Source organism: Nocardia sp. CA-119907, assembly GCF_050955995.1.
Taxonomy (GTDB): Bacteria; Actinomycetota; Actinomycetes; order Mycobacteriales; family Mycobacteriaceae; genus Nocardia.
Map to the genome: position 1 here is coordinate 1,462,391 of NZ_CP192091.1, position 25,481 is coordinate 1,487,871.

The window sequence follows — 25,481 nt, forward strand, 5'->3', positions numbered from 1 at the left end:
TCTAGCACACTTGAGGTGTGGAAAATGTCGAGGATGTACTTGGCCGATTGCGGCGGTACCCGGATGTGGAGGCGCGCAACCTCTATGCCGTCGATGCCGCCGACCGGCTGATCCTCGACGTCGCCGCGGACGCCATCGATGCCGCTGGCAGCGGCCGGATCACGGTGATCGGCGACGCCTACGGCGCGCTCACCCTCGGCGCGATCGCCGGGCACGACCTGCGCGCCGTCCGGGTCCATCAGGACCTGCTCACCGGCGAACTCGCGCTGGCCAACAATGCCCGAGCGCTCGGCCTGACGGATCGCTATGCCGCGCACGCGCTTTCCGAAGAGTTGCTCGCCGGCGCCGAGGTCGTCCTGCTGCGCCTGCCGCGCATGCTCGCCGGACTGGCCGAGGTCGCCGACGCCATCGCCCGCTACGCGGACCCCGAGGTGGTCGTTGTCGCGGGCGGGCGCGATAAATACCTGACCAAATCCATGAACGACGTACTGGCGGACTCTTTCTCGCAGGTGCGCGCGAGCCGAGGTCGGCAGAAATCACGCACGCTATTGGTGAGCGGTCCGAAACCCGTTGCCGCGCCGCCATTTCCGGTGCGCGAGCGGATCGACGATATTGATATCGATGTGGTCGCGCACGGTGCCGCATTCTCCGGCGCCACATTGGATATCGGAACCCGATTCCTGTTGCAGCACCTCAAGTGGATGAAACCCGATGCCCGCGATGCCATCGATCTCGGTTGCGGCACCGGCATTCTGGCCGTCGCGCTGGCCAAGGCCCGGCCCGGCATCCGCGTCGTCGGCACCGACCAATCGGCCGCCGCGGTGGCCTCGGCGCGGGCGACCGCCGAGGTCAACCAGGTCGCCGATCGGGTGACGGTGGTGCGCGACGATGCCATGTCCTCGGCCGCGGACAACAGCGCCGATCTGGTGCTCTGCAATCCGCCGTTCCATGTCGGCGCGGCCGTGCACACCGGATCGGCGATCAAGATGTTCGCCGAGACCGGCCGGGTATTGCGCCCCGGTGGTGAGCTGTGGACGGTGTACAACTCACATTTGAACTATCGCGGTGTGGTTCAGCGCATGGTGGGCCAGACCGAGGTGATCGGCCGCAATCGGAAATTCACGGTCACGCGATCCGTGTGTGGACTGCGCGACGTCCAGCGGTAGTAGAGTCCGATTTGTCCGTACCGAAGGGTTGCTCGGGGAACTCGAGCGGGCCGACACACGTTGGACAACCTAGTTGGATATCGAGCGACCGGCTCGAACGACACGGCTCGGGACCGATCTTCGAGCGACCGGCAATTAGGCGCTGGCGATCGGCCACGGCGACGTGGACCACGACTCCAGAAAGGCATTCACGGTGCGCACCACTAGCAATCCGGTATTCCGTCAACTTCCTCGGCAAGAGGGCGGTGGCTATGCCAACTTCGGATCAGGGGTGACGGGCGCGGGCCAGATGAGCCAGCAGTACGGCCAATACCCGCAGTACCCCCAGTATCAGCAGCCGTATCAGCAGGCCCCCACCACCCGGGCCATGACCATCGACGATGTGGTCACCAAGACCGCCATCACCCTCGGTGTGCTCGCGCTGTCGGCGATCGTCTCCTACGGCCTCACCAATGCCAATACCGCGCTGGCCCCGCTGTTCGTCATCGGCGGCGGTCTGATCGGCTTCGTGCTGGTGCTGGTCGCGACCTTCGCGAGGAAGATGGACAACCCGGTCGTCGTGCTCTCGTACGCGGTCTTCGAGGGTCTGTTCGTCGGCGCGCTGTCGTTCATGTTCACCAATATCGAATTCGGCGGCGTCGGTGGCAGCGCGATGATCGCGCAGGCCGTGCTGGGTACCTTCGGTGTCTTCGCGGGCATGCTGGTGGTCTACAAGACCGGCGCGATCCGGGTCACCCCGCGCTTCACCCGCATGATCTTCGGCGCGATGATCGGCATCCTGGTGCTCATCCTCGGCAATGTGATCGCCAGCTTCTTCATCGACGGCGGTCTCGGCCTGCGTGACGGCGGCCCGCTCGCCATTGTCTTCAGCCTGGTCGTCATCGCGGTCGCCGCATTCAGCTTCCTGCTCGACTTCGACGCCGCCGACCAGCTGATCCGCGCCCAGGCTCCGGAGAAGGCCGCCTGGGGCGTGGCCCTCGGCCTGACCGTCACCCTGGTCTGGCTCTACGTCGAAATCCTGCGCCTGCTCAGCTACTTCAACAACGACTGATCCGGCCACCCGGGTCCGCCGCTGACGATACGGCCCCAGTTGCCTCGAGAATCCAGGCAACTGGGGCCGTTCTCTGATCCGCGAGCGGACTCGGATTCTCCGGGCCGATCGACACCACGGCGAGCAGGGGCCCCTGATATGCCAACGGCTCCCCATCCACCGGGATGGGGAGCCGCTGTAGCGATTTGGCGAGTTACCCGATCAGCTCAGGCGCTCGATGACCATCGCCATGCCCTGGCCGCCGCCGACGCACATGGTCTCCACACCGAACTGCTTGTCGTATGTCTGCAGGTTGTTGAGCAGCGTGGTGGTGATGCGGGCGCCGGTCATACCGAACGGGTGGCCGAGCGCGATCGCGCCGCCGGAGACGTTCAGCTTGTCCTCATCGATCTTCAGCGCGCGGGCCGAGCCGAGCACCTGCACCGCGAAGGCCTCGTTGATCTCGAACAGGTCGATATCGTCGACGGACTTGCCCGCCAGCGCGAGTGCACGCTTGACCGCCTCGATCGGGCCGAGGCCCATGATCTCGGGGGACAGACCGGAGACACCGGTCGACACGATGCGCGCCAGCGGGGTGAGGCCGAGTTCCTTGGCCTTGGTGTCGCTCATGATGACCAGCGCGGCCGCACCGTCGTTGAGCGGGCAGCAGTTACCGGCGGTGACGGTGCCGTCCGGACGGAACACCGGCTTCAGCTGGCTGACCGCCTCGTAGGTGACTCCGGCGCGCGGGCCGTCGTCCTTGGAGATCACGGTGCCGTCGGGCAGCGTGATCGGGGTGATCTCGCGCTCGAAGAAGCCCGCCTTGATGGCCTCCTCCGCGCGGTTCTGCGAGCGCACGCCCCAGCGGTCCTGCTCCTCGCGGGTGATGCCGGTGAACGACGCGACATTCTCGGCGGTCTGGCCCATGGCGATGTAGGCGTCCGGGATCAGGCCGTCCTCGCGCGGGTCGTGCCAGATGCCAGCGCCGCCCTCCGCGGTCTTCGCGGTCCGGGCCTCGGCCTCGGCGAACAGCGAGTTCTTGGTGTTCGGCCAGCTGTCGGCGGAGCCGTTCTTGTAGCGGGACACGGTCTCCACACCCGCGGAGATGAACACATCGCCCTCGCCGGCCTTGATGGCGTGGAAGGCCATCCGGGTGGACTGCAGCGACGAGGCGCAGTAGCGGTGCACGGTAGTGCCGGGCACGAAGTCGTAGCCCAACTGCACCGCGACGATGCGGGCGATATTGAAGCCCTGCTCACCGCCGGGCGAGCCGCAGCCGAGGATCAGGTCGTCGATCTGGGCCGGATCCAGGGCAGGCACCTTGTCGAGCGCCGCGCGCACGATCTGGGTGGTCAGATCGTCAGGCCGAATATCGACCAGCGAACCCTTTGCTGCCCGGCCGATGGGGGAGCGGGCGGTCGAAACGATAACTGCCTCAGGCATGAGGGCTCCTTATGTACTCGCGCTCAGTTCTGTACTGGCACCTCTATGTGTACCGAATCCGCTGAACGGGACAGTCGCCACCCCGGTGATTCGATGAGTCCGCGCAGCCGAGCGGTGATGCCGCGACGTTCGGCAGCGCAGGCCTGTGGCGAATCCGAGCGCCGCTGTGCGAGTGCCGTCACCAGGATCGGCAGCAGATGCGCGGCGGCCAATGCGTAGCCGTCGGCAGAAGGATGGAAGCCGTCGTCAGCGAAGAGCCGGTGTGGCGCGGTGAGGAATTCGGGCCCGAGATCGCCCATCGGCACGGGGCTGCCGCCCGCGGTGTGGGTGACCGCGAACTGCGCCTTGGCCAGCCTGACGCTCCAGTTGTGCACGATGGTGCGCAGCGGCTGCGGAATGGCGCCGACGGTGCCCAGATCCGGGCAGGTGCCGACAACCACGACACTCCCGGCCGCATGCAGCCGCGCGACGGCCGCGCCCAACCGGCGCGCCGACGCGGATATCGAATGCTTCTTGGTGATGTCGTTCGCGCCGATGAAGATGACCGCGGCATCCGGCGGCGGCCCCGCCACGAACATCGCGTCGACCTGTCCGGCCAGCCCCTTGGAAGTCGCGCCGGAGATCGCCTTGGTGCTCAACCGGATCCGCATGCCGGTGGCCTCGGCCAGTCCGCGGGCGATGCGCACCCCCGGTACCTCTTCGGCGGTCACGCAGCCCACGCCCGCGGCGGTGGAGTCGCCGAAGACCATCAGGTGGACGTCGACCGGCCGACCGGGACGCCACGGCTCAGGGACGTCACATCCGGTCGAATAGATACCGTCGGCCTCCGGCGGTTTGCTGGTATCGCGCCCGATCACACCGCGCGCTACCCCCGCCTGCGCCATGAGAAGTCGGTACGCGGCCCAAGACGCGGTGCCCGCGCTGGATCCGGCCAGCACGGTCGCCATACCAGTCACCGCGGCGGTCCGCCAACTGATTCGAGGTGCCACGACTAGAAATAGTACGGGTTGATCGGCACCCCGCGGTTGGTTGAACTGCGCCGTTGGCTCATCCGAGGTGCGGCCCCGGCACCGTATCGGCGCTCGTCGCCAAACCGCACGCCGGGCCCCGCTTCGCCGAAGTGGCGGTCCGGCGGGATCAGGCGGGAACGTCGAAGGTGCCGTGTGCCGGGACGCTCGCGGTGTCGGTAGTGACGGTGACCTCGACGCGACCCGGACCGGTGTCCTGGAACAGCGCGTACTGGATGCTGCCGTAGAGGCCGGTGACCACGTTGTTCTCGTAGACACCCGTCGCGCCGGTGCTCAGATTGCGCCACGCGACGGTGGTGCGGACCTCGCACAGCGGGGCCAGCGGATAGTCGCCGGGGCCGAGACCCGTCGCCGGAAGCGCGCGCACATTGAGAATGGCCCGGCCCGGCCACTCCGAACTGGTGTCTGCCCAGGTGCGGATGCTCGTCCAGCAGATGCCGCCGTGGGCCAGCGTCGGCACCTGCGGGAATTCGATGGTCGCGGCATCGGCTTGTGCCGCGCCAACTCCCGCGGCGAGTGCCGCGCCGACGAGAACTGTTGCGGCGCGAGCGATGTTCGGCTGCCTCATGGTCGCGATCCTAGGCAAGTGATCGCCCTCAGGTGCGTTTGTCACGCGAAACCGTCCGAGGTGACGTGCGCGAACTCACAGTGTCGGATCCGCGACACTCGCAGTGCGCTGCGTGTTGTGCCGTGCGTCCGCCAGCGTGCCTGCTGCGAACGCCGTGGGACGGATCTGTGTGACGTTCGTGGTCCTGCTTCCTTCAGGCCCTTTGTGACCGCCGTCGAGGCTGACCTGTGACGGTGCCCTGCGCGGATACGCTGCGCTTTCGCCTGCGGGCTCGTTGTGAAGGCCGCGAGACCGGTCGTGGTGCCCTGCATGGTTTCGCTGTGCTGCTGCCTGCGGGTCCGTTGAGCAGACCGCGGAGTCGGATCTGTGACATTCGCGGTGCCCGACGCGCCGTACGCTGCGCGTCCGCCTCCGGGACCGTCGCGAACGCCCTGGAAAGCCTTCTGCAACGATAGGGGGCATGCGCATCGCTGATCATGTCGTTGACCTCATCGGCAATACGCCGCTGGTTCGGTTGAACTCGGTGGTGGGGCCCAACGCCGGCGTCGTCGCGGCCAAGATCGAATATCTGAATCCGGGCGGCAGCGCCAAGGACCGCATCGCGGTGAAGATGATCGAGGCGGCGGAGGCCTCCGGTGCCCTGCGGCCCGGCGGCACCATTGTCGAGCCGACCTCGGGTAATACCGGTGTCGGGCTCGCGCTGGTCGCGCAGCAGCGCGGCTACAAGTGCGTATTCGTCTGCCCGGACAAGGTCAGCGAGGACAAGCGCAATGTGCTGCGCGCCTACGGCGCCGAGGTCGTGGTGTGTCCGACCGCGGTGCCGCCGGACCACCCGGACAGCTACTACAGCGTCTCCGACCGGCTGGTCCGCGAGATCGACGGTGCGTGGAAGCCGGATCAGTACTCCAACCCGGGCGGCCCGGACAGCCACTACGAGACCACCGGTCCGGAGGTCTGGCGCGATACCGACGGTAAGGTCACCCACTTCGTGGCGGGCGTCGGCACCGGCGGCACCATCACCGGCACCGGCCGGTATCTGAAGGAGGTGTCCGGCGGCAAGGTGAAGATCGTCGGCGCGGATCCGGAGGGTTCGGTGTACTCCGGTGGCACCGGTCGGCCGTATCTGGTCGAGGGCGTCGGCGAGGACTTCTGGCCCTCGGCCTACGACCCGGCCGTCCCCGACGAGATCATCGCCGTCTCCGACGCCGACTCCTTCGATATGACCCGCCGCCTCGCACGCGAGGAGGGTCTGCTGGTCGGCGGCTCCTGCGGAATGGCGGTGGTCGCGGCCATCGAGGTCGCGCGCCGCGATCCCGACGCGCTGGTGGTCGTATTGCTGCCCGACGGCGGCCGCGGCTACCTGTCGAAGATCTTCAACGACGAGTGGATGAGCTCCTACGGCTTCCTGCGCGAACGTCTGGACGGCACCGCGGAACCGCTGGTCGGTGATGTGCTGCGCGGCAAGTCGGGCGCGCTGCCCGATCTGGTGCACACCCATCCGTCGGAGACCCTGCGCGATGCGATCGAGATCCTGCGCGAATACGGGGTTTCGCAGATGCCGGTCGTCGGCGCCGAACCGCCGGTAATGGCCGGTGAGGTCGCGGGCAGCGTCACCGAGCGCGATCTGCTCTCCGCGGTCTTCGAGGGCCGTGCGCACCTGACGGATTCGGTGGCCCAGCACATGAGTCCGTCGTTCCCGCTGATCGGTTCGGGCGAACCCATTTCGGCCGCGACCAAGGCGCTGTCGGATACCGACGCGTTGATGGTGGTCGAGGACGGCAAGCCGGTCGGCGTGATCACCCGGCACGATCTGCTCGGGTTCCTCAGCACCTGATCCATCTGAAGTCGTCGGTAGCCCGGCCGTGCTGAGTCGTCCGTCGACGTGACGGATCCGTGGCATCGGCCGGGCACACGTCGGCGGCCGCGTTTCGGCCACGGCCGTGGCACTGTTCGACTCGGCGCTGTTCGTCGATCTGGCGCTGCCGGATCTGTACCAGGCATCGACACCAAGCCATATCAACGTCTTGCTGGCCAGGCTCGAGGGCATGGGACCTCGGCTGCCAGCGCGTCCAGAGCCTGGACCCGCTCTGGACGATGTCCAGCGGCGACTGCCGCCAGTGCTCCGTTACTATGCGGACCGACGCGTGCGCGAGTTGTCTTGTGCGGCACCGATAATGAGGTCGCTCCACTGGTCGGCGAGCAGCGCGAGGCGGTACCAGGCGGCGTGCACGCGATCGTCGGAGACCTTTTCGGCGGTGTGCAGCAGATGGCTGGCGTGGGTGTAGGCGGCGGCCATCCGATCCAATGTCGCGCCGATGGATTCGGCCCGGATATGTGCCGTCGATCGCCGCTGCGGCACCCGGGTGATCACCCAGGTGTCGATCGCCGAGACGAGTTCGGCTCGGCGGCAATCGATTCCGGCGGTGGCGAGCGGATCGTCGTGCCGCTTCCTGTGCAGATCGGCGAGCACGCGCGCCAGCGGAATAAGCGGATGTTCCGAACCCGGTTCGGGCGGATGCCCACCGAATGCGGCGATCAATTCTCGTTGGTCCGGCAGTGTTTTCGCGCCCTCGATGATCGGCGCGCGGTCACGGACGAACATACTGGGCCCCCAGATCTTGCGACGGCATGGACATGGTGCACCTCCGAATAAGCGGTCGGTGCACTCGGATTCGCCGCGTTGATCCGGGACGCTGTACGGCTCCGATGCTGTGAGGCCTTCCCGAAACCGAGTGCCGTTACAGCTTGGCTATTCGCCTTGGCGAACCGGTGACATGAAGATGGCACAGCGATGACAGGTAGTAACAATGTTCTCCGCTTGGTGCGAGCGACACTGTGAATTAGGCCGACCAGTTCGGACTACGCCGAATTTGCCGGTTCCCCAGCATAATTCGGCCGCTCAGCGCTCGAATGCCGCCAGCATGGGATGCCAGCGCCGGCTGATCCGGTCCGACGAAAGCGGAAGGGTTCGGCGCGACCGCGGCGGTGTGCTAGCCGGGCAGCAGGTTGTGCTCCATGGCGAAAACCGCTGCGCCAGCTCGGGTGCGGCGTCCGATCTTGTCGTAGATGTGGGCCAGGTGATGGCCGACGGTACGTTCGGAGACGACGAGGTCCGCGGCTATTTGGCGGTTCGACATGCCGCGGGCGGCCAGGCGCAGGACGTCGACCTCGCGGTCGGTGAGGCCGCAGGGCCATTCGGTGCGGGGCGGGCGCAGACCGGCGGCCTCGATGACGGCCGCGCAGGCGTCGCGGTCGAGGGTGCCCGCCGCGGCTTCGGCGGTGAGTTGTGCGGCCGCCTCGCTGAGTTCGGCCGCGCGGCGGTAGGGGCGCGGTTCGGTCATGGCCGCGAAAACATCCGCGGCGGCCAGCAATCGGGCCGAGAGCGACAGGTCGTGCACCCGCACGCCGCGGTGGTAGCCGCTGCCGTCGAGGCGTTCGTGATGGCCCGCCGCGACGTCGGCCAGATCGGTGAGCCCGGGGCATCGGCGCAGTACCCGATCGGTCCAATAGCTGTGCAGCCGAACGCGTTCCCAATCGCCCGTGCCGAGCGGGCCGGGGCGATCCCAGATCGCGCTGGAGACACCGGCGCGGCCGATGTCGTGCAGCAGTGCCGCCGCCCGCAGCGTGGCCCGGTCGCCCGCATCCATGCCCGACAGTGCCGCGGCCGCATCGCAGAGCTGTGCGACATGTGCCGAATGACCGAGCAGATAGCGGCCTTTCAGGTCGACAACGATCGCCAGGGCCAGACATAACCGGTCCCGTTCGGCGGGCCGGATCACCGTCGGCAGCCCCGGTTCGGTCGCCACGACCGCGGCCAGCAGATCCGGTACATCCAGGGCGCCCCATACCGCGTCCGGATCGGCATCGAAGACCGAGACCAGCTCGGGGTCGAGATGTCCGCCGGCCCGGCGGCGCAGTTCGGTGAGCACCGCGCGCTGGTCCCTGCGGCCGGAAGCGATCACGGTGCCCGCCTCGGTCGCACCCGCGGCGGCCGCGCCGGATCCGATCGCGTTGGGGCCCAAGGACAATACCGTCTGCTCGGCCAGGTGCAGAATGCGTCCGGCCAGCGATATGGTCTCCCCGTGCAGCCGGTCCGGCGCACCGAGTCCGTCCCAGCGCTCCTTCACTTCCGTGAGAGCGCGCACCGAACCCTCGGGCAGGCCGAGGCGCGGACCCAGCGCCCTGCTGACCTCGCAGACCGACCGCACCGCGACCGGCGCGCCCTTCGGCGCCGTGGTCACGAAACGGTCCCGCAGCACGGTCTGGGCACCCGCCGCCCAGGATCCGAAATTCCGCATCTGACCAGCGAAGACGGCGCTGTCACCGGGGTCGAGCGTGTGGTACGCGCGCTGGAATTCGATGTCATCGGCATAGGAATCGGCGTTCTCCGACGCCCGGCTGGTACAGCCGACGGCGCCGAGCAGCGCGGCGTGGAAGACGACTCGCCGGTCCGCCTCGTCCAACCCGATCCGATCGGCCAGTGCCGTCGCGACAAGGCAAGTGGCCAAACCCTTTTCGAACGGCATTCCGGTCGCCAGGTCGGTGGTCAATGACAGCGCGGCGAGCACCTCGGTGACCCGGATCGACGACACCCTTCGACAGTAATGTTCCGCCCGCCCCCGTGCAGGTCCAATCCACTTCAGGCCCGGCCGGCCGAGCCCTCTGCGTCAACGCATTCTCGTCGGATGCGGGGTTAGCGGAAGGCGTTGGAGTCGGTGAGGGCTTTGCCGAGGACCAGTTGGTGGACTTCGGCGGTGCCCTCGTAGGTGAGGACCGATTCGAGGTTGTTTGCGTGGCGTAGTACCGGATAGTCGAGGGTGATGCCGTTTGCGCCGAGGATGGTGCGGCATTCGCGGGCGATGGCGATGGCTTCCCTTGTGCTGTTCAGTTTGCCCGCGCTGATTTGCTCGGGGAGGACTTCGCCGCGGTCTTTCAGTCTGCTGATCTGTAGTGCGAGCAGTTGGCCCTTGCCGTATTCGAGGGCCATATCGGCCAGCTTGGCCTGGGTGAGTTGGTAGGCGGCGAGGGGCTTGTCGAAGACCTCCCTGGTCCGCGCGTAGTCGATGGTTGCGGCCAGGCAGTCGCGGGCGGCGCCCAGTGCGCCGAAGATGATGCCGAAACGGGCCTCGCTGAGGCAGCCGAGGGGGGAGCTCAGGCCGCGGGATTGCGGGAGGACCGCGTCCGCGGGCAGTCGCACATCGTCGAGGTCCAGTTCCGCGGTCACCGATGCGCGCAATGAGAGTTTGTGATGCATCTCGCGGGCGGTGAATCCCGGTGTGCCCGCGGGTACCAGGAATCCGCGCACCACCTGCTTGCCCTCATCCTCGGTCTGCGCCCACACCACCGCGATATCGGCCACCGAGCCATTGGTGATCCACATCTTCGAGCCATTGAGCATCCAGTCGGAGCCGTCGCGCTTTGCCCTGGTCCGCATGCCGCCCGGATTGGAGCCGAAGTCCGGTTCGGTCAGGCCGAAACAGCCGAGCGCGCGCCCGGCCGCCATGTCCGGCAGCCAGCGCTGTTTCTGCTCCTCGGAGCCGTATTTGTGGATCGCGGTCATGGCGAGGGAGCCCTGCACCGAGACCATGCTGCGCACGCCCGAATCGACCGCCTCGAGCTCCTGGCAGGCCAGACCGTAGTCGGTCGCCGAGAGGCCAGCACACCCGTAGCCGTCCAAGTGCATGCCGAGCAATCCGATATTGCCGAGTTCCGGCGCGATCTCGCGGGCCGGGAACGTACCCGCCTCGAACCAGTCCGCGATATGCGGTCGCAACCGCTGGTTGGCGAACGTGCGGACGGTATCGCGGATCTCCCGCTCGTCCTCGCTCAACAGGGCATCGATCGCGAACAGTTCATCAACGCTCAGCATGAGCTCAACCTACCGCCGCACCCGCGGCGAAAGTCCGGATCGGCGCACAACGCTGATCCGGTCGATAGCCCACCGATCGCCCGACGCTAGGCTGACCCCATGAGTGAGCTGGGATTCTCCACCAGAGCCGTGCACGCCGGATACGACCCCGAAGCGCGGACCGGTGCGGTGAACGTGCCCATCTACGCGAGTTCGACGTTTGCCCAGGACGGGGTGGGCGGGCTGCGCGACGGCTACGAATACGGCCGCACCGGCAACCCGACCAGGACCGCACTGGAAGCGAACCTCGCCGCGCTCGAATCGGGCCGCTACGGACGAGCATTCGCCTCCGGCATGGCCGCCACCGACTGTGCGCTGCGGGCGACGCTGCGTCCCGGAGACCACATCGTCATCCCGGATGACGCCTACGGCGGCACCTTCCGGCTGATCGACAAGGTCTTCAGCCAGTGGGGCATCGAACATTCGCCCGCCCACGTGTTCAACGTCGACGAAATGCGCGCCGCGATCCGGCCCAATACCAAGCTGATCTGGATCGAGACCCCGACCAACCCGCTGCTGAGCATCGGCGATATCCCGGCGCTCGCCGATATCGCGCATACCGCGGGCGCGAAACTGGTGGTGGACAACACCTTTGCCACCCCGTACCTGCAGCAGCCGCTGCTGCTCGGCGCCGATATCGTCACCCATTCGACCACCAAATATCTGGGCGGGCATTCCGATGTCGTCGGTGGCGCGCTGATCACCAATGATCCGGAGCTCGACGCGGCATTCGCCTTCCTGCAGAACGGCGCCGGCGCGGTGCCCGGTCCGTTCGACGCCTTCCTCACCCTGCGCGGCACCAAAACCCTCGCCGTGCGGATGGATCGGCACTGTGACAATGCCGAGACCATCGCCGAATTCCTGACCAGGCATCCGGCGATTTCGCAGGTCATCTACCCCGGCCTGGCCGAACATCCCGGCCACTTCATCGCCGATAAGCAGATGAAGCGATTCGGCGGCATGATCTCGGTCCGGCTCAATGGCGGCAAGGACGCGGCGCACGAGTTCTGCTCGCGCACCAAGATATTCACCCTCGCCGAATCGCTCGGCGGTGTGGAATCGCTGATCGAACATCCGGCCGCGATGACACACGCCTCCACCGCTGGCTCGCAGCTCGAGGTGCCGGACGATCTGGTGCGGCTCTCGGTCGGCATCGAGGATGTCAGCGATCTGCTGGCCGATATCGAGCAGGCGCTGGCGAACTAGGTATGCATTTCTCGAACGGCGGCCGCATCCGGATCTCCCGGATGCGGCCGTTCGTTTCGGGTCTGGTGTCGGGATGCCGCGGCCGAGCCGGTCCCGAACCCAGATCAGCTGTGGTAGGGCTCCGCGCTGACCAGCGTCACCTTCATGGTCTTGCCGTTGGGCAGCGTGTACTCACGGGTGTCGCCGACCTTGGCGTCGATGAGCGCGCCGCCGAGCGGCGAATTCGGCGAGTAGGTCTCGAGCTTGGAATCATTGAGGCCCTCTTCGCGGGTCGCGATGAGGAAGGTCTCGGTGTCGGACTCGTCGCCGTCGTAATAGACCTTGACGACCGAACCCGGCAGCGCGACGCCGGACTTGGTGGGCGCAACGCCGACCTTGGCGTTGTTCAGCAGCTCCTGCAGCTGCCGGATGCGCGCCTCTTGCTGACCCTGCTCCTCGCGCGCGGCGTGGTATCCGCCGTTTTCCTTGAGGTCGCCCTCTTCGCGGCGTTCGTTGATCTCGGCAGCGATGACCGGACGATTGGCGATGAGCGCGTCGAGTTCACCCTTGAGCCTGTCGTGCGACTCCGGGGTCAGCCAAGTCACTTGCGTCTCAGTCATCTCGATCACTCCCTAGTAGTTGTTCCCGGCCGAGACCGGGTTCCCTGATCCGCTGCAGTGCCCACAGGGGGCGGGCACGCACCAGCCGACGGCTATTGCCCTCCTGGGGAAGTTCATCGAACCCCGACAGGCCTCAGGTCCGGCGAACTCACACACCCGGAACTGACAGCGCTGGCCGTCAATGCAGCAAACACGGCTCCGGGCCCCGGAACCGTGCATCACGCTATTTTAGCATGAATCATAAACACGCAGGTCGGCGTTCGTTTTGTGGACGCCGTGATGGGATACTGCCCGGAATCAGCCCGCCCGCAGGTACTGGGGGACGTCATCGCTGCAGCCGTAGATGCTGCTCGAGACCGGCCGCGCGGAGGCGCGCACGGTGGTCGTCAGCTCGATGGTGCCGCTGCCGGACGGTTCGATCAGCACCTCGCGCCGGCCCAATTCGGACCCGTCCCTGGCCATCGCCCGCACGAAACACACCACCGGCCGCTGCGGATCCTTGCGGGTGACCTTGAGGTGTACCGAGATCGTGGAATCGTCGACGACGGTGTAGCCGAGCTGTTCGGCGTCGATATCGTCCGGGCCGTACTTCTGGAAACCGAGATAGGCGACCCCGAGACCCGCGGCGAGCACGACCGCGCCGAGTGCGAAAGGAATCCAGCGTCGCCTCGGGCGTGGCGTCGTACCGTACCGGTCGGCACGTCGATCGGCGGGCGCCGAAGCGGCGGCACCGGGTGTATCGCTCATGGTGCATCGCTCCCGGGGGGTACGTCGGAACAAAAGTCTGTCGAATGGAACTATAGGGACAGGCAGATCGGACCCCGGCGGCGGAGATACGAGGTATGACGGTGAGTTCTGAGGTGAACGAGACGTGAGTGGCTTTCGCCTCATGGCGGTTCACGCCCACCCCGACGACGAATCCAGCAAGGGGGCCGCGACGACCGCGCGCTACGCCGACGAGGGCCATGACGTCCTCATCGTGACGCTGACCGGCGGCGAACGGGGCAGCATCCTCAATCCCGCGATGGACACGCCGGGGGTGCTGGAGCGGATCGATGAGATCCGGCGCGAGGAGATGGATGCCGCGGCCGCCGCGCTCGGGGTGCAACAGACCTGGCTCGGTTTCGTCGACTCCGGCCTGCCCGAGGGCGATCCGCCGCCGCCGCTGCCGGAGGGCTGCTTCGCGCTGGTCCCGTTGGATGAGGCCGTCGAGGCGCTGGTCCGGGTGGTGCGCGAGTTCAAACCGCATGTGATGACCACCTATGACGAGAACGGCGGCTACCCGCATCCGGATCACATCCGCTGCCATGAGGTGTCGATGGCCGCATTCGAGGCGGCGGGCGATCCGGAGCGGTTCCCGGACGCGGGCGAGCCGTGGCAGCCGCTGAAGATCTACTACGACCACGGCTTCACCATGGCCCGCCTGGATGTCTTCGCCGCGGAGTACGAGCGGATCGGCGAGCCGTTCCCATTGCGGGAGTGGCTGGAGCGGATGCGCACCTACCGGCAGGGCCGCCCGGACGGAATGACCCGGGTGACCACGCAGATCGAATGCGCCAAATACTTCCCGCAGCGTGACGACGCCCTGCGTGCCCACGCCACGCAGATCGATCCCAACGGCGCGTTCTTCGCGATTCCGATGGAGATGCAGCAGCGGCTGTGGCCGACCGAGGAGTTCGAACTGGCCAAGTCACGGGTGTCGAGCTCGCTCCCGGAGACCGACCTGTTCGCCGGTATCGAAGACGAGCACCGGTGATGCTGGCTCTACTCGCCCAAGCGCCGGGCACGCCGACCGGACCGGAGTTCGGCAAGGCGTCGCCGCTGGGTCTGGTGATCATTCTGGTGCTGCTCGCCGGGACAGTGCTGTTGGTGCGGTCGATGAACCGGCATATCAAGGGGCTGCCCGCGACCTTCGAGCCCGACCATCCGGAGCCGGATCAGGAGGCCGACGAGGGCACTGAACCGGGCATCACCCGGCTCGAGAAGGACGAGGGCGACTCGGGCGATCGACCCGACAAAACCTGATAGCGCCCGCTGCGACACCGGCCGCCCGATGAATTCGGGCGGCCGGTGTTACGTTTGCCGGCCGTATTTCGTCGATGGAGTAGTCGCGGCACGATCCACGGGCCGCAGGTGCTTTCGGGCACGGCTGCGAAGTGAGGAAATACCAATGACATTCGAGGATCTGCGTGCTGCCCTGCCCGGCCGGGTGCTGGTGCCGGGGGAAGACGGCTTCGACGTGGCGGCGCGGCCGTGGTCGACCGCGGTCACGCAGCCGGTGGCCGCGGCGGTGCGCGCGGCCCGGTCACCGAGCCGTACCTGCTCTACGCACTCGGCCTCGGACTGCCGCATCTGACGGCCGCGGTCACCGCCCGACGGGCCGAGGTCGTCGATGCGATCGGCGCGCACATCAGCGGCCGCAAGCCGTACACATTCCTCACTCCGGAGGAGACGGCCGCCGCGGCGTTCGACGAGACCACGCTCGCGCGGTTGCGGGAGATCAAGCGTGCGCGCGACCCGCGGTCGGTGATCCGCTCCAACTATCCGGTTCTCGGATAACGCATTTCGGCCGCTGCCGACCGCCGGTTCGCCGACCGCCGGTCGGCCGCAGCTGTCCGAAGTCCTCGTGCGGATATCGCGGGCTTGCGGAACTCGTTGACATTTCGTTTTCGGAGACCTACGTGTCGCCGGAAGTGCGGCAGCGCAATCCTTTTGGGTCCTTGCCGTGCTGGATTCCGTGATCCGGGCGGCGTTGGATCGAGTTTGGATGTCACCCCGTCGTGCTACCTATTCTGCGAACTCTTCGAGCGAAGGATGCCCATGGACAATGTGATCGGACAGATCGACCGCGCTCTGGATATGACGGGCGCGATCGTGGTCGCCGCCGTCGACAGCGACCGGCTCGCGGCGCCGACGCCGTGTCCGGAGTGGGATGTGCACGCCGTGCTCAACCATGCCGTGGGCGGTATGCACCTGTTCGCCGCCGAGCTGAGCGGCACCGACGCGGGCGCCGGACACGATGACGACTGGCTCGGCATCGATCCGCAGGGCGCCTTCGCCGCGGCGTCCGAGGTCGACCGCGCGGCCTGGCATCGTCCCGACGCACTGACCGGCACCGTTCACTTCTCGCTCGGTGAGCTGCCCGGCCCGGCCGCCGCCATGATCCACCTCACCGAGGTCGTCGCACACGGCGTCGATATCGCGGTGGCCATCGACCGCCCCGATCTCGCCGACGATGAGCTGTGCGCCGAACTGCTGACCACCATGCACGCGATGGGCGGCCTCGACGGCTTCCGCAAACCGGGCGTGTTCGGCGCGGAGGTCGCCGTGCCCGCCGACGCGCCAGCGCACCGCCGGCTGCTCGGCTATCTCGGACGGGCGTGCTGATCGCGTAACCACTTGCCGCGCAGCCGAGTTCGTGCGCTGTTTGACGAAGCTGGCGTCGCCGGATCAGGCGCGGCGGACGGGATGACGCAGGATGGTCCGGGTCTTCGCGTCGGGGGATTTGCGCGGATCCGAGAGGTAGATCTCATGATGGCGGCCGTTCATGACCAGATCCTGCTCGGCCATGAACGCCTCCATGCGAGCCAACGTCTCCGGTTCCGTCGCGTACGGTCCGATGTGCATGACCTGGATCGCTTCCCCCTCGGTCAGCCGCTCGAATGTGGCACCGGAGACCATCTCGGCGCTGACGGTATCGGGCATCCGGATCATCAGCTTCCACTGCCACTGTTCGCGCGGTACCGACAGCGGCGGCTCATCGGAATTCACCCACCACTGGCCCTCCAGCTTGGGCACCACGAAATCCTGTCCGTCCGCCTTGGCGAGCTTCTTGGCGCCGTAGGCGGTTCGGTACAGCGTCTGCACCGCCTCGATGTACACCTCGCCGCCGGGCGCGCCGGCGCCGGTGACCGTGAGATAGCCGTAGGTGTCGAAGGTGCGCAGCTGTGGTTGCGTGGTGGCGTCGTAGTAGTGCCTATCGGTCTTGGCCAGATCGAGTTTCATCGCGGGTCCTCCCGGTCGAATGCGGACGCTGACGAGCGTGAACCCTCCATCGGGGGGAGAGTCAAGATGACTCGGATCGCCCCCGTATGGAAGCTTGGCGGGCGTGGAGGAAATCTTCCGTAAGGTCGGCGTGCGCGGCTGGGTGCATGCCCGATGTTTCGATTGCGACGGCGCGGCCGGGCTGGGTGCCGACGAACCGGTGGTGCTGGCATCGGTGGTCAAGGTGCCATTGGTGCTGGAGTTCGCGCGCCAGGTCGTGGCCGGTCAGCTCGATCCGACCGACCGGGTGCGGGCGAGCGCGGCGGACCGGCTCGGTGGCGTCGGCACCGCGGGCTGTTCGGACGATGTCGAATTCAGCCTGCGCGATGCCGCGTTCTTCGCGCTGTCGGTGAGCGATAACACTGCCGCCGACCTGCTGTTCGATCGCGTCGGCCTGGACAATGTGCGCTCGTTGGTCCGCGAATTGGGCCTGACCGGCACCCGGATCGTCGGCTCGCCCAGGTACGTCGTGCAGACCATGGCCGAGGATATCGGCGCACGCGATACCGTCGATTTCGCGCGCCGCTTCCCGACGCTGAGCGTGTCCGAAGTGCTCGCCACCCGTGCCATGGACCCGCACCGCACCACCGCGAGCACGCCGCGCGATATGACCCGCCTGCTCACCCTGCTCGGCCAGGAGCGCGCTGGCGCCGCCGAGGCCTGCCGGTGGGTACGCGGGCTCATGGCACAGCAGGTCAACTGGCACCGGCTCGCCGCGGCCTTCCCGCCCGAGGTGTCGGTGTGGGGCAAGACCGGTTCACTGCCCGCGATTCGCAATGAGATCGGCGTGGTGGAATACCCCGGCGGAAGTCGCTATGCCGTCGCGGTTTTCACCAGGGCCGATACCCTCGTACAACGATTGCCCGATGTCGATCACGCGATCGGCGCGGCCGCGCGGCTGGCGATCGAGCGCATCCGTCACGATCTGCCGAATACGACATTCCACGGCCGCTGCGCCACCTCCTGAGCGGGTGCGGGTCGTGACGAGCCGTCGCCCTCGATCACTTCGACGATGAGGTCGGCGAGCTCGCGTACCAGGGGATGCGGTGCCGCCGCGGGCCAGGCCAGCGACAGCCGCCAGCTCAAGTGGTCGGTCAGCGGGCGCCACACGACCCGCGGCTCCTTCTGCGCCACCATGCCCTGGTCGAAGGCGACGCCGCGGCCGGAAAGCACCATGCCCAGCACGAATTCGGGGTTGCGGGCGTGCTGGACCCGGCTGGGGCGGAAGCCGTGCTCCCAGCAGGTGCGCAGGGTGGCGTCGTAGAGTCCGGGCGCGGCGGCCCGCGGAAAGATCACCAGACCGAGTCCGGCCAGCTCGGCCAGGGTGAGCGAGGAGCGAACGGCAAGCGGCGAGTCGCGCGGCAGCACCACGCCGAGCGGTGTCTCGACTTCGGGGCCGAGTTCGAGGCCGACCACATCGATCGGATGCTGTAGCAGCCCGGCATCGAGTTGGCGGTCGGCGAGCAGCCGGATCTGTTCCGCAGTGGTCAGCTCCTGCAGATCGACCCGGACGTCACGACTTTCGAATGCGGTGAGGATCGCCGCAAGCACCCGCCCGGCCAGCTCGGGCGGAACCCCGACCCGCAGCGCATCGATCTCACCCCGATGTGCCTTGCCCACCAGCCGCTGCGCCCGATCCCAGCGGGCCAGCAGATCACGGGATTCGGCGAGCAGGATCTGGCCTGCCTCGGTCAGTTCGACCCGTCGGCTGTCCCGATCGAACAGACGGGCACCGAGATCCTGCTCGAGTTTGCGGATGCGCTGGCTCAGCGGCGGCTGCGCAATGCCCAGCCGCTCCGCCGCCCGTCCGAAATGCAGTTCTTCGGCGACGGCGACGAAGTACCGCAACTGGCGCAGGGAGTCCACGCTGCGACGATAGCGTGGTCGTGTTTCTCGGCTGATGGCTTGCGATGACGTAGATGATGGGTGATCCCCGCGACCTGTGGGCTGTCCGCTGGTCACGCCGGGTCGGCACTCGTTGGCCGTTAGCTGGTTGTTCCTGGCGTGCGACCGGGCCGGATGCTGCTCGCCAGTCCTTCGCGGAGTTGGCCGGGCGTGGTGTCGAAGCGTCGACGGAAGGCCTTACTGAAGCTGCTCGTCGAACCGAAGCCCAGGTCCGATGCGATATCGGTGATACTTCGATGCCGGTAGGCGGGGCTGCGCAGGCGATCGTGCGCCAGTTGCAGGCGTTCCTCCCGGATGACTTCGCTGGGCGTGGTGCCGACCGCGTTGAACGCCAGTTGAATTTGACGCAGCGACCAGCCGAGCGCACCGGCGACGGATGTGCCGGTGAGGTCCGGATCTCCGGCATGGCTGTGGATATACCGACGGGCGGTCGCTTCCACATGGGCGAGCCGGGTGGGTGAGCTCCCCGGGTCGCCGAGGATCTGCATGCAGATCAGATCCACCAGCCGTTCGGCGACGGCGTCGAATTGCAGGTCGGTGAGTGCGGCGCATTCGGTGGACAGTGCACTGACGATCCCGTCGGTCACCCGCCCGAGCCCGCTCGTGAGATCCAGCGGGTGGGTGGGCGGCGTGACGCGGTTGAGGCGATGCTGTATTTCCCTGCGCGGAATGGTGATGATCAGCCCTCGCGTGCCGTCGGACATGGACATCGCGTAGGGCCGGTCGACGGCCACCAGGCTCATCGTTCCCGGTGTGAGGATCCCGTTCCCGTCGGCGGTGCGGAAGGACAGTTGCCCGACGAGCGGAACGATCAGCCGGTAATCGTCGTCGGGGTCGGCACGGATGTGCGCTGGGTTGCGCAGGTAGGTGACAGCATCCGATTTCCACCCGACGAGCTGGTAGGCGTCGGTGCGGCGCAGTTGAGTGTGCCCCTGGAAGTCGGTGTGGCTCGGGAATCGGTAGCCCAGCCGACAGTGGTACGTGCTGATCAGATGGGCCCAGTAGTCGGCTCGCTCATGTGGATCCACCACACTCGTCGTGGCGGAGTCGGCGATGGCCGCTCGATCCATGAATACCGCCTTCCGATCGACGGTCATCGGTGCCCAGGCGTCGACCCCAATTCTGGAAGCAGCCTACGGCAGAACCGCGCGGATCACCGCCGCAGCGGCAGCGTGGGTATTTCGAGTTCTGCGCATTCGGACAGTGCTCGTGCGTACTGGGACAAGTGGGGATGCGCGGGCCGCGGCTACGGTCCGAATAGCTCGGATCGGCCCGATGCGGCTATCGGTGCCGACCCGATTCAGCTGGTCGCGGAAGACAATCGGGAGTTCACATGCGCAGAATCGTGGTCGGCGACGACGGAACCGGACAGGGACGGGTGCTGGCGGACGACAGTATCGACCCGCTGACATTGGCGCTGCTGCCCGGCGCCGAGATCTATCGGATGTGGGAGCTCGACGAGCTACCCGATCTGCCGGTCTACCGGATGCCTCCCCGGACCGACACCCGCTATTTCCCGGGCCCGGGCGGGCTGCGTTTCGGGTACATCTCCGTACCGCCGGGTCTGACCTATGAGCCCGACGCCGACCCGCCCGAGGAAGTAATGGCGGCCGTCACCGCGGAAGCGGAGGCGAAACTGCCAGGGATGATGGCGGCGTTCGACCCCGCCGCGCCCGGCATGCACAGCACTGCGAGTATCGATTTCGTCGTCGTGCTCAGCGGCCAGGGCCGCATGCGCCTCGGCGACGGTGTCGATGTGTCGCTGCGGTCGGGCGATTGCGTGATCCAGCACGGCGCGCCGCACGCATGGTTCAACGACGGTGCGGTGCCGTTCGTCTTCTGTTACGCCCTCTGCGGCGTCGCCGACCGGCCATGACGCACCCGCAGCCGCGCTCGCGGCGGAGGTCCGTTGCATGAGGGGCGTCGGAAGTCGTTGGCGCAGTGTCGAATACACCCTGATGTCGGCAGGTCCGTGCGCCGTGGCCGTCGACCTGTCGACGGTGGGCATGGCGCAGATGTTCTTCGATTGCCTGGTGGTGCGAGTCGATGTCGAACCGGGCGATTGTCCCTTGACCGCCGAGGCCGCGCGCGCGATCCGGTACCTGTGCCTCGTCAGCGAGGCTGCCCACATCGTTATCGCTGGGGTTCCGCACTGCGCGACTGCGGGTAGTGGATCGACGCCAGCCGCCGATCCACTGGATGTCCTCACCCAGGTCGCCGACACTCTCGACGTGCTTTCGGATCTCGCCGAACGACTGGGGAGATATGGGGAACGCGTCCACCTGCTGCCATTCGGATGGAAGATCGCCTGGCGCGCCGAAGCATCGACACGACAATGGAATTTGCCGTCCGTCACCGTATCCGCCTCCGGGTACGTCGACGTGGTGCCGGATTCCATCCGCAGGTCGTCGGGCTCGAGCGTGCCCTATTCCTACATGTCGTGACCGCCACGCTCCAGCACGCCGATCGCGCAGCCGATCACCGTTGGCTATTTCCTGTTCACCGACCACCGAAAGCAATTCGAGCTGTTCAACGGCCCGCGAGCCCGGCACGGGGGTGAACCAGAGCAGTCGTTGGGTGCCGTCCTCGCTGAGCAGGCTCAGGCAGTTGAGTTCGAGCTCGCCTACGACCGGGTGGATCAGTCGCTTCCGGTCTGCGCGACGGACGCCGACGTCGCGCTGGCCCCAGAGCTCTGCGAATTCTGCACTGATACGCAAGAGTTTCCGGGTGAGTCCAATGACTTCGGGATCTTTCCCGCCGCGTGCGGCGACCGCCTGCATATCCGCGACGAATACCCGGGATTGTCGTGCGTGTTCGTCGGGGTGATAGCGCTCACGGACGGAGAGGTCCGCAAACCATTGATAGATGAAGCTCGCCTCGATGCCTTTTCCGCCCTGCGGCGGGCCCAGCAGCGCTCTTGCGAGCTGGTTTTGGACCAGGGGCGCGCTCAGATCGGTGATCACTTGCGCCGGGGTATTCGGAAGCCGGTCGAGGAGATCGAGCATGCCCGGATGAACATGTGCGGCGATGCCGTGCACCGGGGGGAGTGGACGTCCGGCCAGGTGGTAGAGGTGATCTCGCTCGTCGGAGCTGAGGCGCAGTGTCCGTGACAGTACGGCCAGCATCTGTTCGGACGGCTGGACTCCGCGCCCCTGCTCCAACTCCACGTAGTAGTCGGTGGATACCCCGGCGACTGTAGCCACCTCGTCACGACGCAAACCGGGTACGCGTCGACGGGGTCCGGTGGGAAGCCCGATGTCGGCCGGTCGCACCCGGTCCCGCCGGGATTTCAGGAAAGCGCCGAGCTCCGAGAGATCCATACGCTCAGTATGTGTATCCGGTCCCGCCGCCTACCAGGGGTTGACGGCACCAGTCTCGGCGACGTGACAGCGGCCGCTCTCAGACGACGTTGTCGGGGACGAGGACGACCTTGCCCTTGGCCTTGCCTTCGGCGAGATAGCTCAGGGCTGCGGGCGCTTCGCCGAGCGGCAGTACGCGGTCGAGCAGGATGTGCGTGCCGGAATCGATCTTCTCGGCCACGGTCGCGAGCCGGGGCGCATCCGAGCTGTGAAAGACGAATTCGGCGCGCACGCCCCGGGTGGCGGCACGCTCGGCGTCGGGCGGGGCAGGCGTCGCGACCAGGATTCCACCACGCCGTCGGCTGCTCGGCACGACAGCCCGAGGGGCCACAACCCCTCGGGCGACGTCATCTGGCTGCCGCTTCCCGGATGACGCCCAGCTCGCTGGGTAAACCCATGACGGCCGCAGTTCCAGGCGTTCGTGCTCGGCAGACACAGCGCGCACCGCACCAGCCACCGTGTTCGGGACGCCGAATCAGGCGCGGCGGCCGTGTGCCGCTCGCGACGAACGTGAGAGGGTGGAGTTGTGAACCTGCTGGGTAGCGCGACCTCACCGTATTTGCGGCAGCATGCGGAGAATCCGGTGCATTGGCGAGAGTGGGATGCGGCGGCGCTGGCGGCGGCGCGTGCGCGTGATGTGCCCATTCTGCTTTCGGTGGGATATGCGAGCTGCCACTGGTGCCATGTGATGGCGCACGAATCGTTCGAGGATGCGCAGACGGCCGCGTTGATGAATGACAACTTCGTGTGCGTCAAGGTGGATCGCGAGGAACGGCCGGATCTGGATGCGGTCTATATGAACGCCACGGTGGCGATGACCGGTCAGGGCGGCTGGCCGATGACGTGCTTCCTCACCCCGGACGGCGAACCGTTCTATTGCGGCACCTACTACCCGAAGCTGCCGCGCGGCGGGATGCCGTCGTTCACCCAGTTGCTCGCCGCCATCACCGATACCTGGAAGTCCCGGCGCGACGAAGTGGACCAGGCATCCGCCCAGGTGACCGAGGCGTTGCGAGCACAAACCGCCGGGCTGCCCGATGCCGGGGTGGCGATCTCGGCCGACCTGCTCGCGCACGCCGTCGCCGCGGTCGTTCGCGATGAGGACACCGAACACGGCGGATTCGGTGGCGCACCGAAGTTTCCGCCATCGGCGCTGCTGGAGGGGCTGCTGCGCAGTTGGGAACGCACCGGCGATGCGGCCGTCTTCGATGTGGTGAACCGCACCGCCGAAGCCATGGCGCGCGGCGGCATCTACGACCAGTTGCGCGGCGGTTTCGCACGCTACTCCGTCGATGCCGCGTGGGTGGTGCCGCATTTCGAGAAGATGCTCTACGACAATGCGCAATTGCTGCGCGCCTATGCGCATCTCGCTCGGCGTACTCTCGGGCAGGGCCGGGAGTCCTTGGCACACAGGGTTACTCGCGAGACCGTGCAGTTCATCATCGACGATCTCGGCACCGACAGTGGCGGGTTCGCCTCCGCGCTCGACGCCGATACGCATCTGGAATCCGGCGGTCCCGGCGTCGAGGGCGCGACGTACGTATGGACTCCCGCCGACCTGATCGGCGAACTCGGTTCCATCGACGGCGCATGGGCCGCCGAGGTTTTCGGGGTCACCACCGCCGGTAACTTCGAACAGGGCACCTCGGTCCTCACCCGCTACTCCGACCCCGATGCCCTATCCGACTCGGCCACCGCGGCCGCCGCCAGCGAGCGCTTCGAGCGGATTCGGGCGACGCTGCGTGCGGCCCGTGGCCGACGCCCACAGCCGGACCGCGACGACAAGGTCGTGACCGCATGGAACGGTATGGCCATTACCGCCCTCGCCGAAGCGGGTTCCGCACTGCGGCAAGATGATTGGGTCGACGTCGCGGTCCGCTGCGCCCGCTTCCTGCTGGCCGAGCATGTGGTCGACGGCCGGGTGCGCCGCGCCTCCCTCGGCGGTGCCGTCGGTGCGTCTCCCGGTGTCCTGGAGGACTATGCCTGGCTGGTCACCGGTCTGCTCGCCCTACATCAGGCCACCGGCCGACTGGACTGGCTCGAACACGCACAACGCCTGCTCGACAAGGCGATTGAGCACTTCGCCGATCCCGCGGCCCCCGGCAGCTGGTTCGACACCGCCGACGATGCCGAAACCCTCGTCACCCGTCCGCGCGACCCCATCGACGGCGCCACCCCCGCGGGCGCCTCCGCACTGGCCGAAGCCCTCCTCACCGCCGCTGCCGCCAGCGCACCGGAACCCGCCCTGCGCTACCGCGAGCTGGCCGATCGGACGCTCGCCCGCGGTGCCGTCGTCCTCGCCCGCGCCCCGCGCTCGGCGGGCCAATGGCTGACCGTCGCCGAAGCCGCTCTCCGCGGCCCGCTGCAGGTCGCGATCGCGGCCGACAGCTCCACCGCGGCAACGGAATTGATCGCCACTGCCCGCACCGAAGCCCCCGGCGGCACGGTCATTGTCGCCGCGCCCACCGACTCGGTTCCCCTCCTGGCCGACCGACCCCAGAAGAACGGCGCACCGGCCGCCTACGTCTGCCGCGGCTCGGTCTGCGACCTCCCGGTGACGACTTCCGTCGACCTGAGCACATCTCTGAAACGCCCCTAGCCTGCACCGGCGGTTGCCCACTGTCTGCTCGGCACCGTTTGGATCGTGCGCTGGCAGGGAAGGGGCGGGCGAACAGGTCGGCGGCGTGGAGGTTCGGCTCCGCCTTGCGGATTCGGGCGTCGTCGACCTGCTCACAAGGACAGGTGTCCGAGCCTGATCGTCAGCAGGTTCGCGACCAGGACGGCGACGAAGACCACCGCGACCGATCGGTAGCCCGTGGCCCACAGTCCGACCGCGGCGCCGCCGAAAACCGCGACCTTGGTGACGACCGCTAGCAGTGGGTAGTCGAATGTCGCATTCGGCGCCGCGAAGAGGCCCCAGGCCAGCGCCGCGAGGAGGGGGATGCCCACGGCCAGTACGAGCTTGAGCGGAGTCGCATTGGCGGTCTTCCAGCCCCACAGCGCCAGCGCCGCGAACGCGACCAACTCCATCACGAATGCCAGCGTGAGATTGGCCCACTTCCAGGCTTCCAACATGTCTGTTCTCCCTCAGATTGGCGAGAGCGACGCTCTCTAATGAGAGCAGTGTGCACGCATAGTTCGTTCTCGTCAAGTTGCCGCCTGGCACCGGCCGTGGCGGCGAGCGGGAGAAGATGCCGTGATGCGAGCGCCGTAATCCCGCTGACA

At 67.3% G+C, this 25,481-nt stretch carries 25 protein-coding genes and 1 pseudogene; 12 read left to right on the forward strand and 14 right to left on the reverse strand.

Annotated elements, in window-relative coordinates; genetic code table 11:
• The first annotated feature begins 17 nt into the window (after positions 1-17).
• Both ACQP2D_RS06660 and ACQP2D_RS06665 read left to right on the forward strand, forming a co-directional pair.
• Positions 18-1,166 carry a methyltransferase gene (locus ACQP2D_RS06660; RefSeq protein WP_433682835.1) on the forward strand — a complete coding sequence of 383 codons (1,149 nt, stop codon included), beginning with the start codon at positions 18-20 and terminating at the stop codon, positions 1,164-1,166.
• A gap of 193 nt (positions 1,167-1,359) precedes the next feature.
• A complete protein-coding gene (locus tag ACQP2D_RS06665) occupies positions 1,360-2,217 on the forward strand; it encodes a Bax inhibitor-1/YccA family protein (protein ID WP_433682836.1) in 858 nt (285 codons plus the stop codon).
• A gap of 201 nt (positions 2,218-2,418) precedes the next feature.
• On the opposite strand, the gene ACQP2D_RS06670 is transcribed toward ACQP2D_RS06665, so the two are convergent.
• The 3 genes from ACQP2D_RS06670 to ACQP2D_RS06680 all read right to left on the reverse strand — a co-directional run bounded on the left by ACQP2D_RS06670 (position 2,419) and on the right by ACQP2D_RS06680 (position 5,235).
• Positions 2,419-3,639 (reverse strand): acetyl-CoA C-acetyltransferase, encoded by a 1,221-nt coding sequence (locus ACQP2D_RS06670; RefSeq protein ID WP_433682837.1) that lies wholly within the window; start codon positions 3,637-3,639, stop codon positions 2,419-2,421.
• A 23-nt stretch (positions 3,640-3,662) separates the two neighbouring features.
• Complete coding sequence (locus ACQP2D_RS06675) at positions 3,663-4,586, reverse strand: SGNH/GDSL hydrolase family protein (RefSeq protein WP_433685555.1); 924 nt, start codon at positions 4,584-4,586, stop codon at positions 3,663-3,665.
• Positions 4,587-4,776: 190 nt separating this feature from the next.
• Entirely contained in the window at positions 4,777-5,235 is a 459-nt protein-coding gene (locus ACQP2D_RS06680) for a hypothetical protein (protein ID WP_433682838.1), read from the reverse strand.
• Between the two features lie 460 nt (positions 5,236-5,695).
• On the opposite strand from ACQP2D_RS06680, the gene ACQP2D_RS06685 reads away from it, so the two are divergent.
• Entirely contained in the window at positions 5,696-7,069 is a 1,374-nt protein-coding gene (locus ACQP2D_RS06685; protein WP_433682839.1) for a cystathionine beta-synthase, read from the forward strand.
• A gap of 294 nt (positions 7,070-7,363) precedes the next feature.
• On the opposite strand, the gene ACQP2D_RS06690 is transcribed toward ACQP2D_RS06685, so the two are convergent.
• From ACQP2D_RS06690 to ACQP2D_RS06700, 3 genes are all read right to left on the reverse strand, one after another.
• A complete protein-coding gene (locus ACQP2D_RS06690) occupies positions 7,364-7,837 on the reverse strand; it encodes a DUF4254 domain-containing protein (protein ID WP_433682840.1) in 474 nt (157 codons plus the stop codon).
• A 388-nt stretch (positions 7,838-8,225) separates the two neighbouring features.
• A complete protein-coding gene (locus ACQP2D_RS06695) occupies positions 8,226-9,827 on the reverse strand; it encodes an HD domain-containing phosphohydrolase (protein ID WP_433682841.1) in 1,602 nt (533 codons plus the stop codon).
• A gap of 101 nt (positions 9,828-9,928) precedes the next feature.
• Complete coding sequence (locus ACQP2D_RS06700; protein ID WP_433682842.1) at positions 9,929-11,104, reverse strand: acyl-CoA dehydrogenase family protein; 1,176 nt, start codon at positions 11,102-11,104, stop codon at positions 9,929-9,931.
• Between the two features lie 99 nt (positions 11,105-11,203).
• Between ACQP2D_RS06700 and ACQP2D_RS06705 the strand changes: the two genes are divergently transcribed.
• Positions 11,204-12,349: a cystathionine gamma-synthase gene (locus tag ACQP2D_RS06705; RefSeq protein ID WP_433682843.1), complete on the forward strand. Its 1,146-nt coding sequence runs from the start codon at positions 11,204-11,206 to the stop codon at positions 12,347-12,349.
• A 104-nt stretch (positions 12,350-12,453) separates the two neighbouring features.
• Here ACQP2D_RS06705 and greA read toward each other — a convergent pair whose 3' ends face one another.
• Both greA and ACQP2D_RS06715 read right to left on the reverse strand, forming a co-directional pair.
• Entirely contained in the window at positions 12,454-12,948 is a 495-nt protein-coding gene (gene greA, locus ACQP2D_RS06710; protein ID WP_040695247.1) for a transcription elongation factor GreA, read from the reverse strand.
• Positions 12,949-13,245: 297 nt separating this feature from the next.
• Positions 13,246-13,695, reverse strand: a complete 450-nt coding sequence (locus ACQP2D_RS06715) for a DUF4307 domain-containing protein (RefSeq protein WP_433682844.1) — start codon at positions 13,693-13,695, stop codon at positions 13,246-13,248.
• A 124-nt stretch (positions 13,696-13,819) separates the two neighbouring features.
• Between ACQP2D_RS06715 and mca the strand changes: the two genes are divergently transcribed.
• The 4 genes from mca (at position 13,820) to ACQP2D_RS06735 (ending at position 16,335) form a co-directional block, all read left to right on the forward strand.
• On the forward strand, positions 13,820-14,704 hold the full coding sequence (gene mca, locus ACQP2D_RS06720) for a mycothiol conjugate amidase Mca (protein WP_433682845.1): 885 nt from the start codon (positions 13,820-13,822) through the stop codon (positions 14,702-14,704).
• Complete coding sequence (locus ACQP2D_RS06725; protein WP_433682846.1) at positions 14,704-14,973, forward strand: hypothetical protein; 270 nt, start codon at positions 14,704-14,706, stop codon at positions 14,971-14,973. Before mca ends, ACQP2D_RS06725 begins: the two co-directional genes overlap by 1 nt.
• A gap of 228 nt (positions 14,974-15,201) precedes the next feature.
• Positions 15,202-15,507, forward strand: a complete 306-nt coding sequence (locus tag ACQP2D_RS06730) for a hypothetical protein (RefSeq protein ID WP_433682847.1) — start codon at positions 15,202-15,204, stop codon at positions 15,505-15,507.
• Positions 15,508-15,768: 261 nt separating this feature from the next.
• Complete coding sequence (locus ACQP2D_RS06735) at positions 15,769-16,335, forward strand: TIGR03086 family metal-binding protein (protein ID WP_433682848.1); 567 nt, start codon at positions 15,769-15,771, stop codon at positions 16,333-16,335.
• Between the two features lie 63 nt (positions 16,336-16,398).
• On the opposite strand, the gene ACQP2D_RS06740 is transcribed toward ACQP2D_RS06735, so the two are convergent.
• Positions 16,399-16,953: a GyrI-like domain-containing protein gene (locus ACQP2D_RS06740; protein WP_433682849.1), complete on the reverse strand. Its 555-nt coding sequence runs from the start codon at positions 16,951-16,953 to the stop codon at positions 16,399-16,401.
• A gap of 103 nt (positions 16,954-17,056) precedes the next feature.
• Between ACQP2D_RS06740 and ACQP2D_RS06745 the strand changes: the two genes are divergently transcribed.
• Positions 17,057-17,959 (forward strand): serine hydrolase, encoded by a 903-nt coding sequence (locus tag ACQP2D_RS06745; protein WP_433682850.1) that lies wholly within the window; start codon positions 17,057-17,059, stop codon positions 17,957-17,959.
• Here ACQP2D_RS06745 and ACQP2D_RS06750 read toward each other — a convergent pair.
• Together ACQP2D_RS06750 and ACQP2D_RS06755 are read right to left on the reverse strand one after the other, a co-directional pair.
• Entirely contained in the window at positions 17,911-18,858 is a 948-nt protein-coding gene (locus ACQP2D_RS06750; protein ID WP_433682851.1) for a LysR substrate-binding domain-containing protein, read from the reverse strand. The genes ACQP2D_RS06745 and ACQP2D_RS06750 overlap by 49 nt on opposite strands.
• A gap of 119 nt (positions 18,859-18,977) precedes the next feature.
• The gene (locus ACQP2D_RS06755) at positions 18,978-19,994 is read right to left on the reverse strand and encodes an AraC family transcriptional regulator (protein WP_433682852.1); all 1,017 of its coding nucleotides are present in this window, start codon (positions 19,992-19,994) and stop codon (positions 18,978-18,980) included.
• A 236-nt stretch (positions 19,995-20,230) separates the two neighbouring features.
• Between ACQP2D_RS06755 and ACQP2D_RS06760 the strand changes: the two genes are divergently transcribed.
• Together ACQP2D_RS06760 and ACQP2D_RS06765 are read left to right on the forward strand one after the other, a co-directional pair.
• Positions 20,231-20,773 (forward strand): cupin domain-containing protein, encoded by a 543-nt coding sequence (locus tag ACQP2D_RS06760; RefSeq protein ID WP_433682853.1) that lies wholly within the window; start codon positions 20,231-20,233, stop codon positions 20,771-20,773.
• A gap of 37 nt (positions 20,774-20,810) precedes the next feature.
• Positions 20,811-21,341, forward strand: a complete 531-nt coding sequence (locus tag ACQP2D_RS06765; protein WP_433685989.1) for a hypothetical protein — start codon at positions 20,811-20,813, stop codon at positions 21,339-21,341.
• A 129-nt stretch (positions 21,342-21,470) separates the two neighbouring features.
• On the opposite strand, the pseudogene ACQP2D_RS06770 reads toward ACQP2D_RS06765, so the two are convergent.
• Both ACQP2D_RS06770 and ACQP2D_RS06775 read right to left on the reverse strand, forming a co-directional pair.
• Positions 21,471-22,217, reverse strand: a pseudogene (locus ACQP2D_RS06770) (helix-turn-helix transcriptional regulator); the annotation flags it as partial.
• A gap of 79 nt (positions 22,218-22,296) precedes the next feature.
• Positions 22,297-22,569, reverse strand: a complete 273-nt coding sequence (locus tag ACQP2D_RS06775) for a zinc-binding dehydrogenase (protein WP_433682854.1) — start codon at positions 22,567-22,569, stop codon at positions 22,297-22,299.
• A gap of 213 nt (positions 22,570-22,782) precedes the next feature.
• On the opposite strand from ACQP2D_RS06775, the gene ACQP2D_RS06780 reads away from it, so the two are divergent.
• The gene (locus ACQP2D_RS06780) at positions 22,783-24,855 is read left to right on the forward strand and encodes a thioredoxin domain-containing protein (RefSeq protein ID WP_433682855.1); all 2,073 of its coding nucleotides are present in this window, start codon (positions 22,783-22,785) and stop codon (positions 24,853-24,855) included.
• Positions 24,856-24,986: 131 nt separating this feature from the next.
• On the opposite strand, the gene ACQP2D_RS06785 is transcribed toward ACQP2D_RS06780, so the two are convergent.
• Positions 24,987-25,331: a YrdB family protein gene (locus ACQP2D_RS06785; protein WP_433682856.1), complete on the reverse strand. Its 345-nt coding sequence runs from the start codon at positions 25,329-25,331 to the stop codon at positions 24,987-24,989.
• Positions 25,332-25,481: the final 150 nt, after the last annotated feature.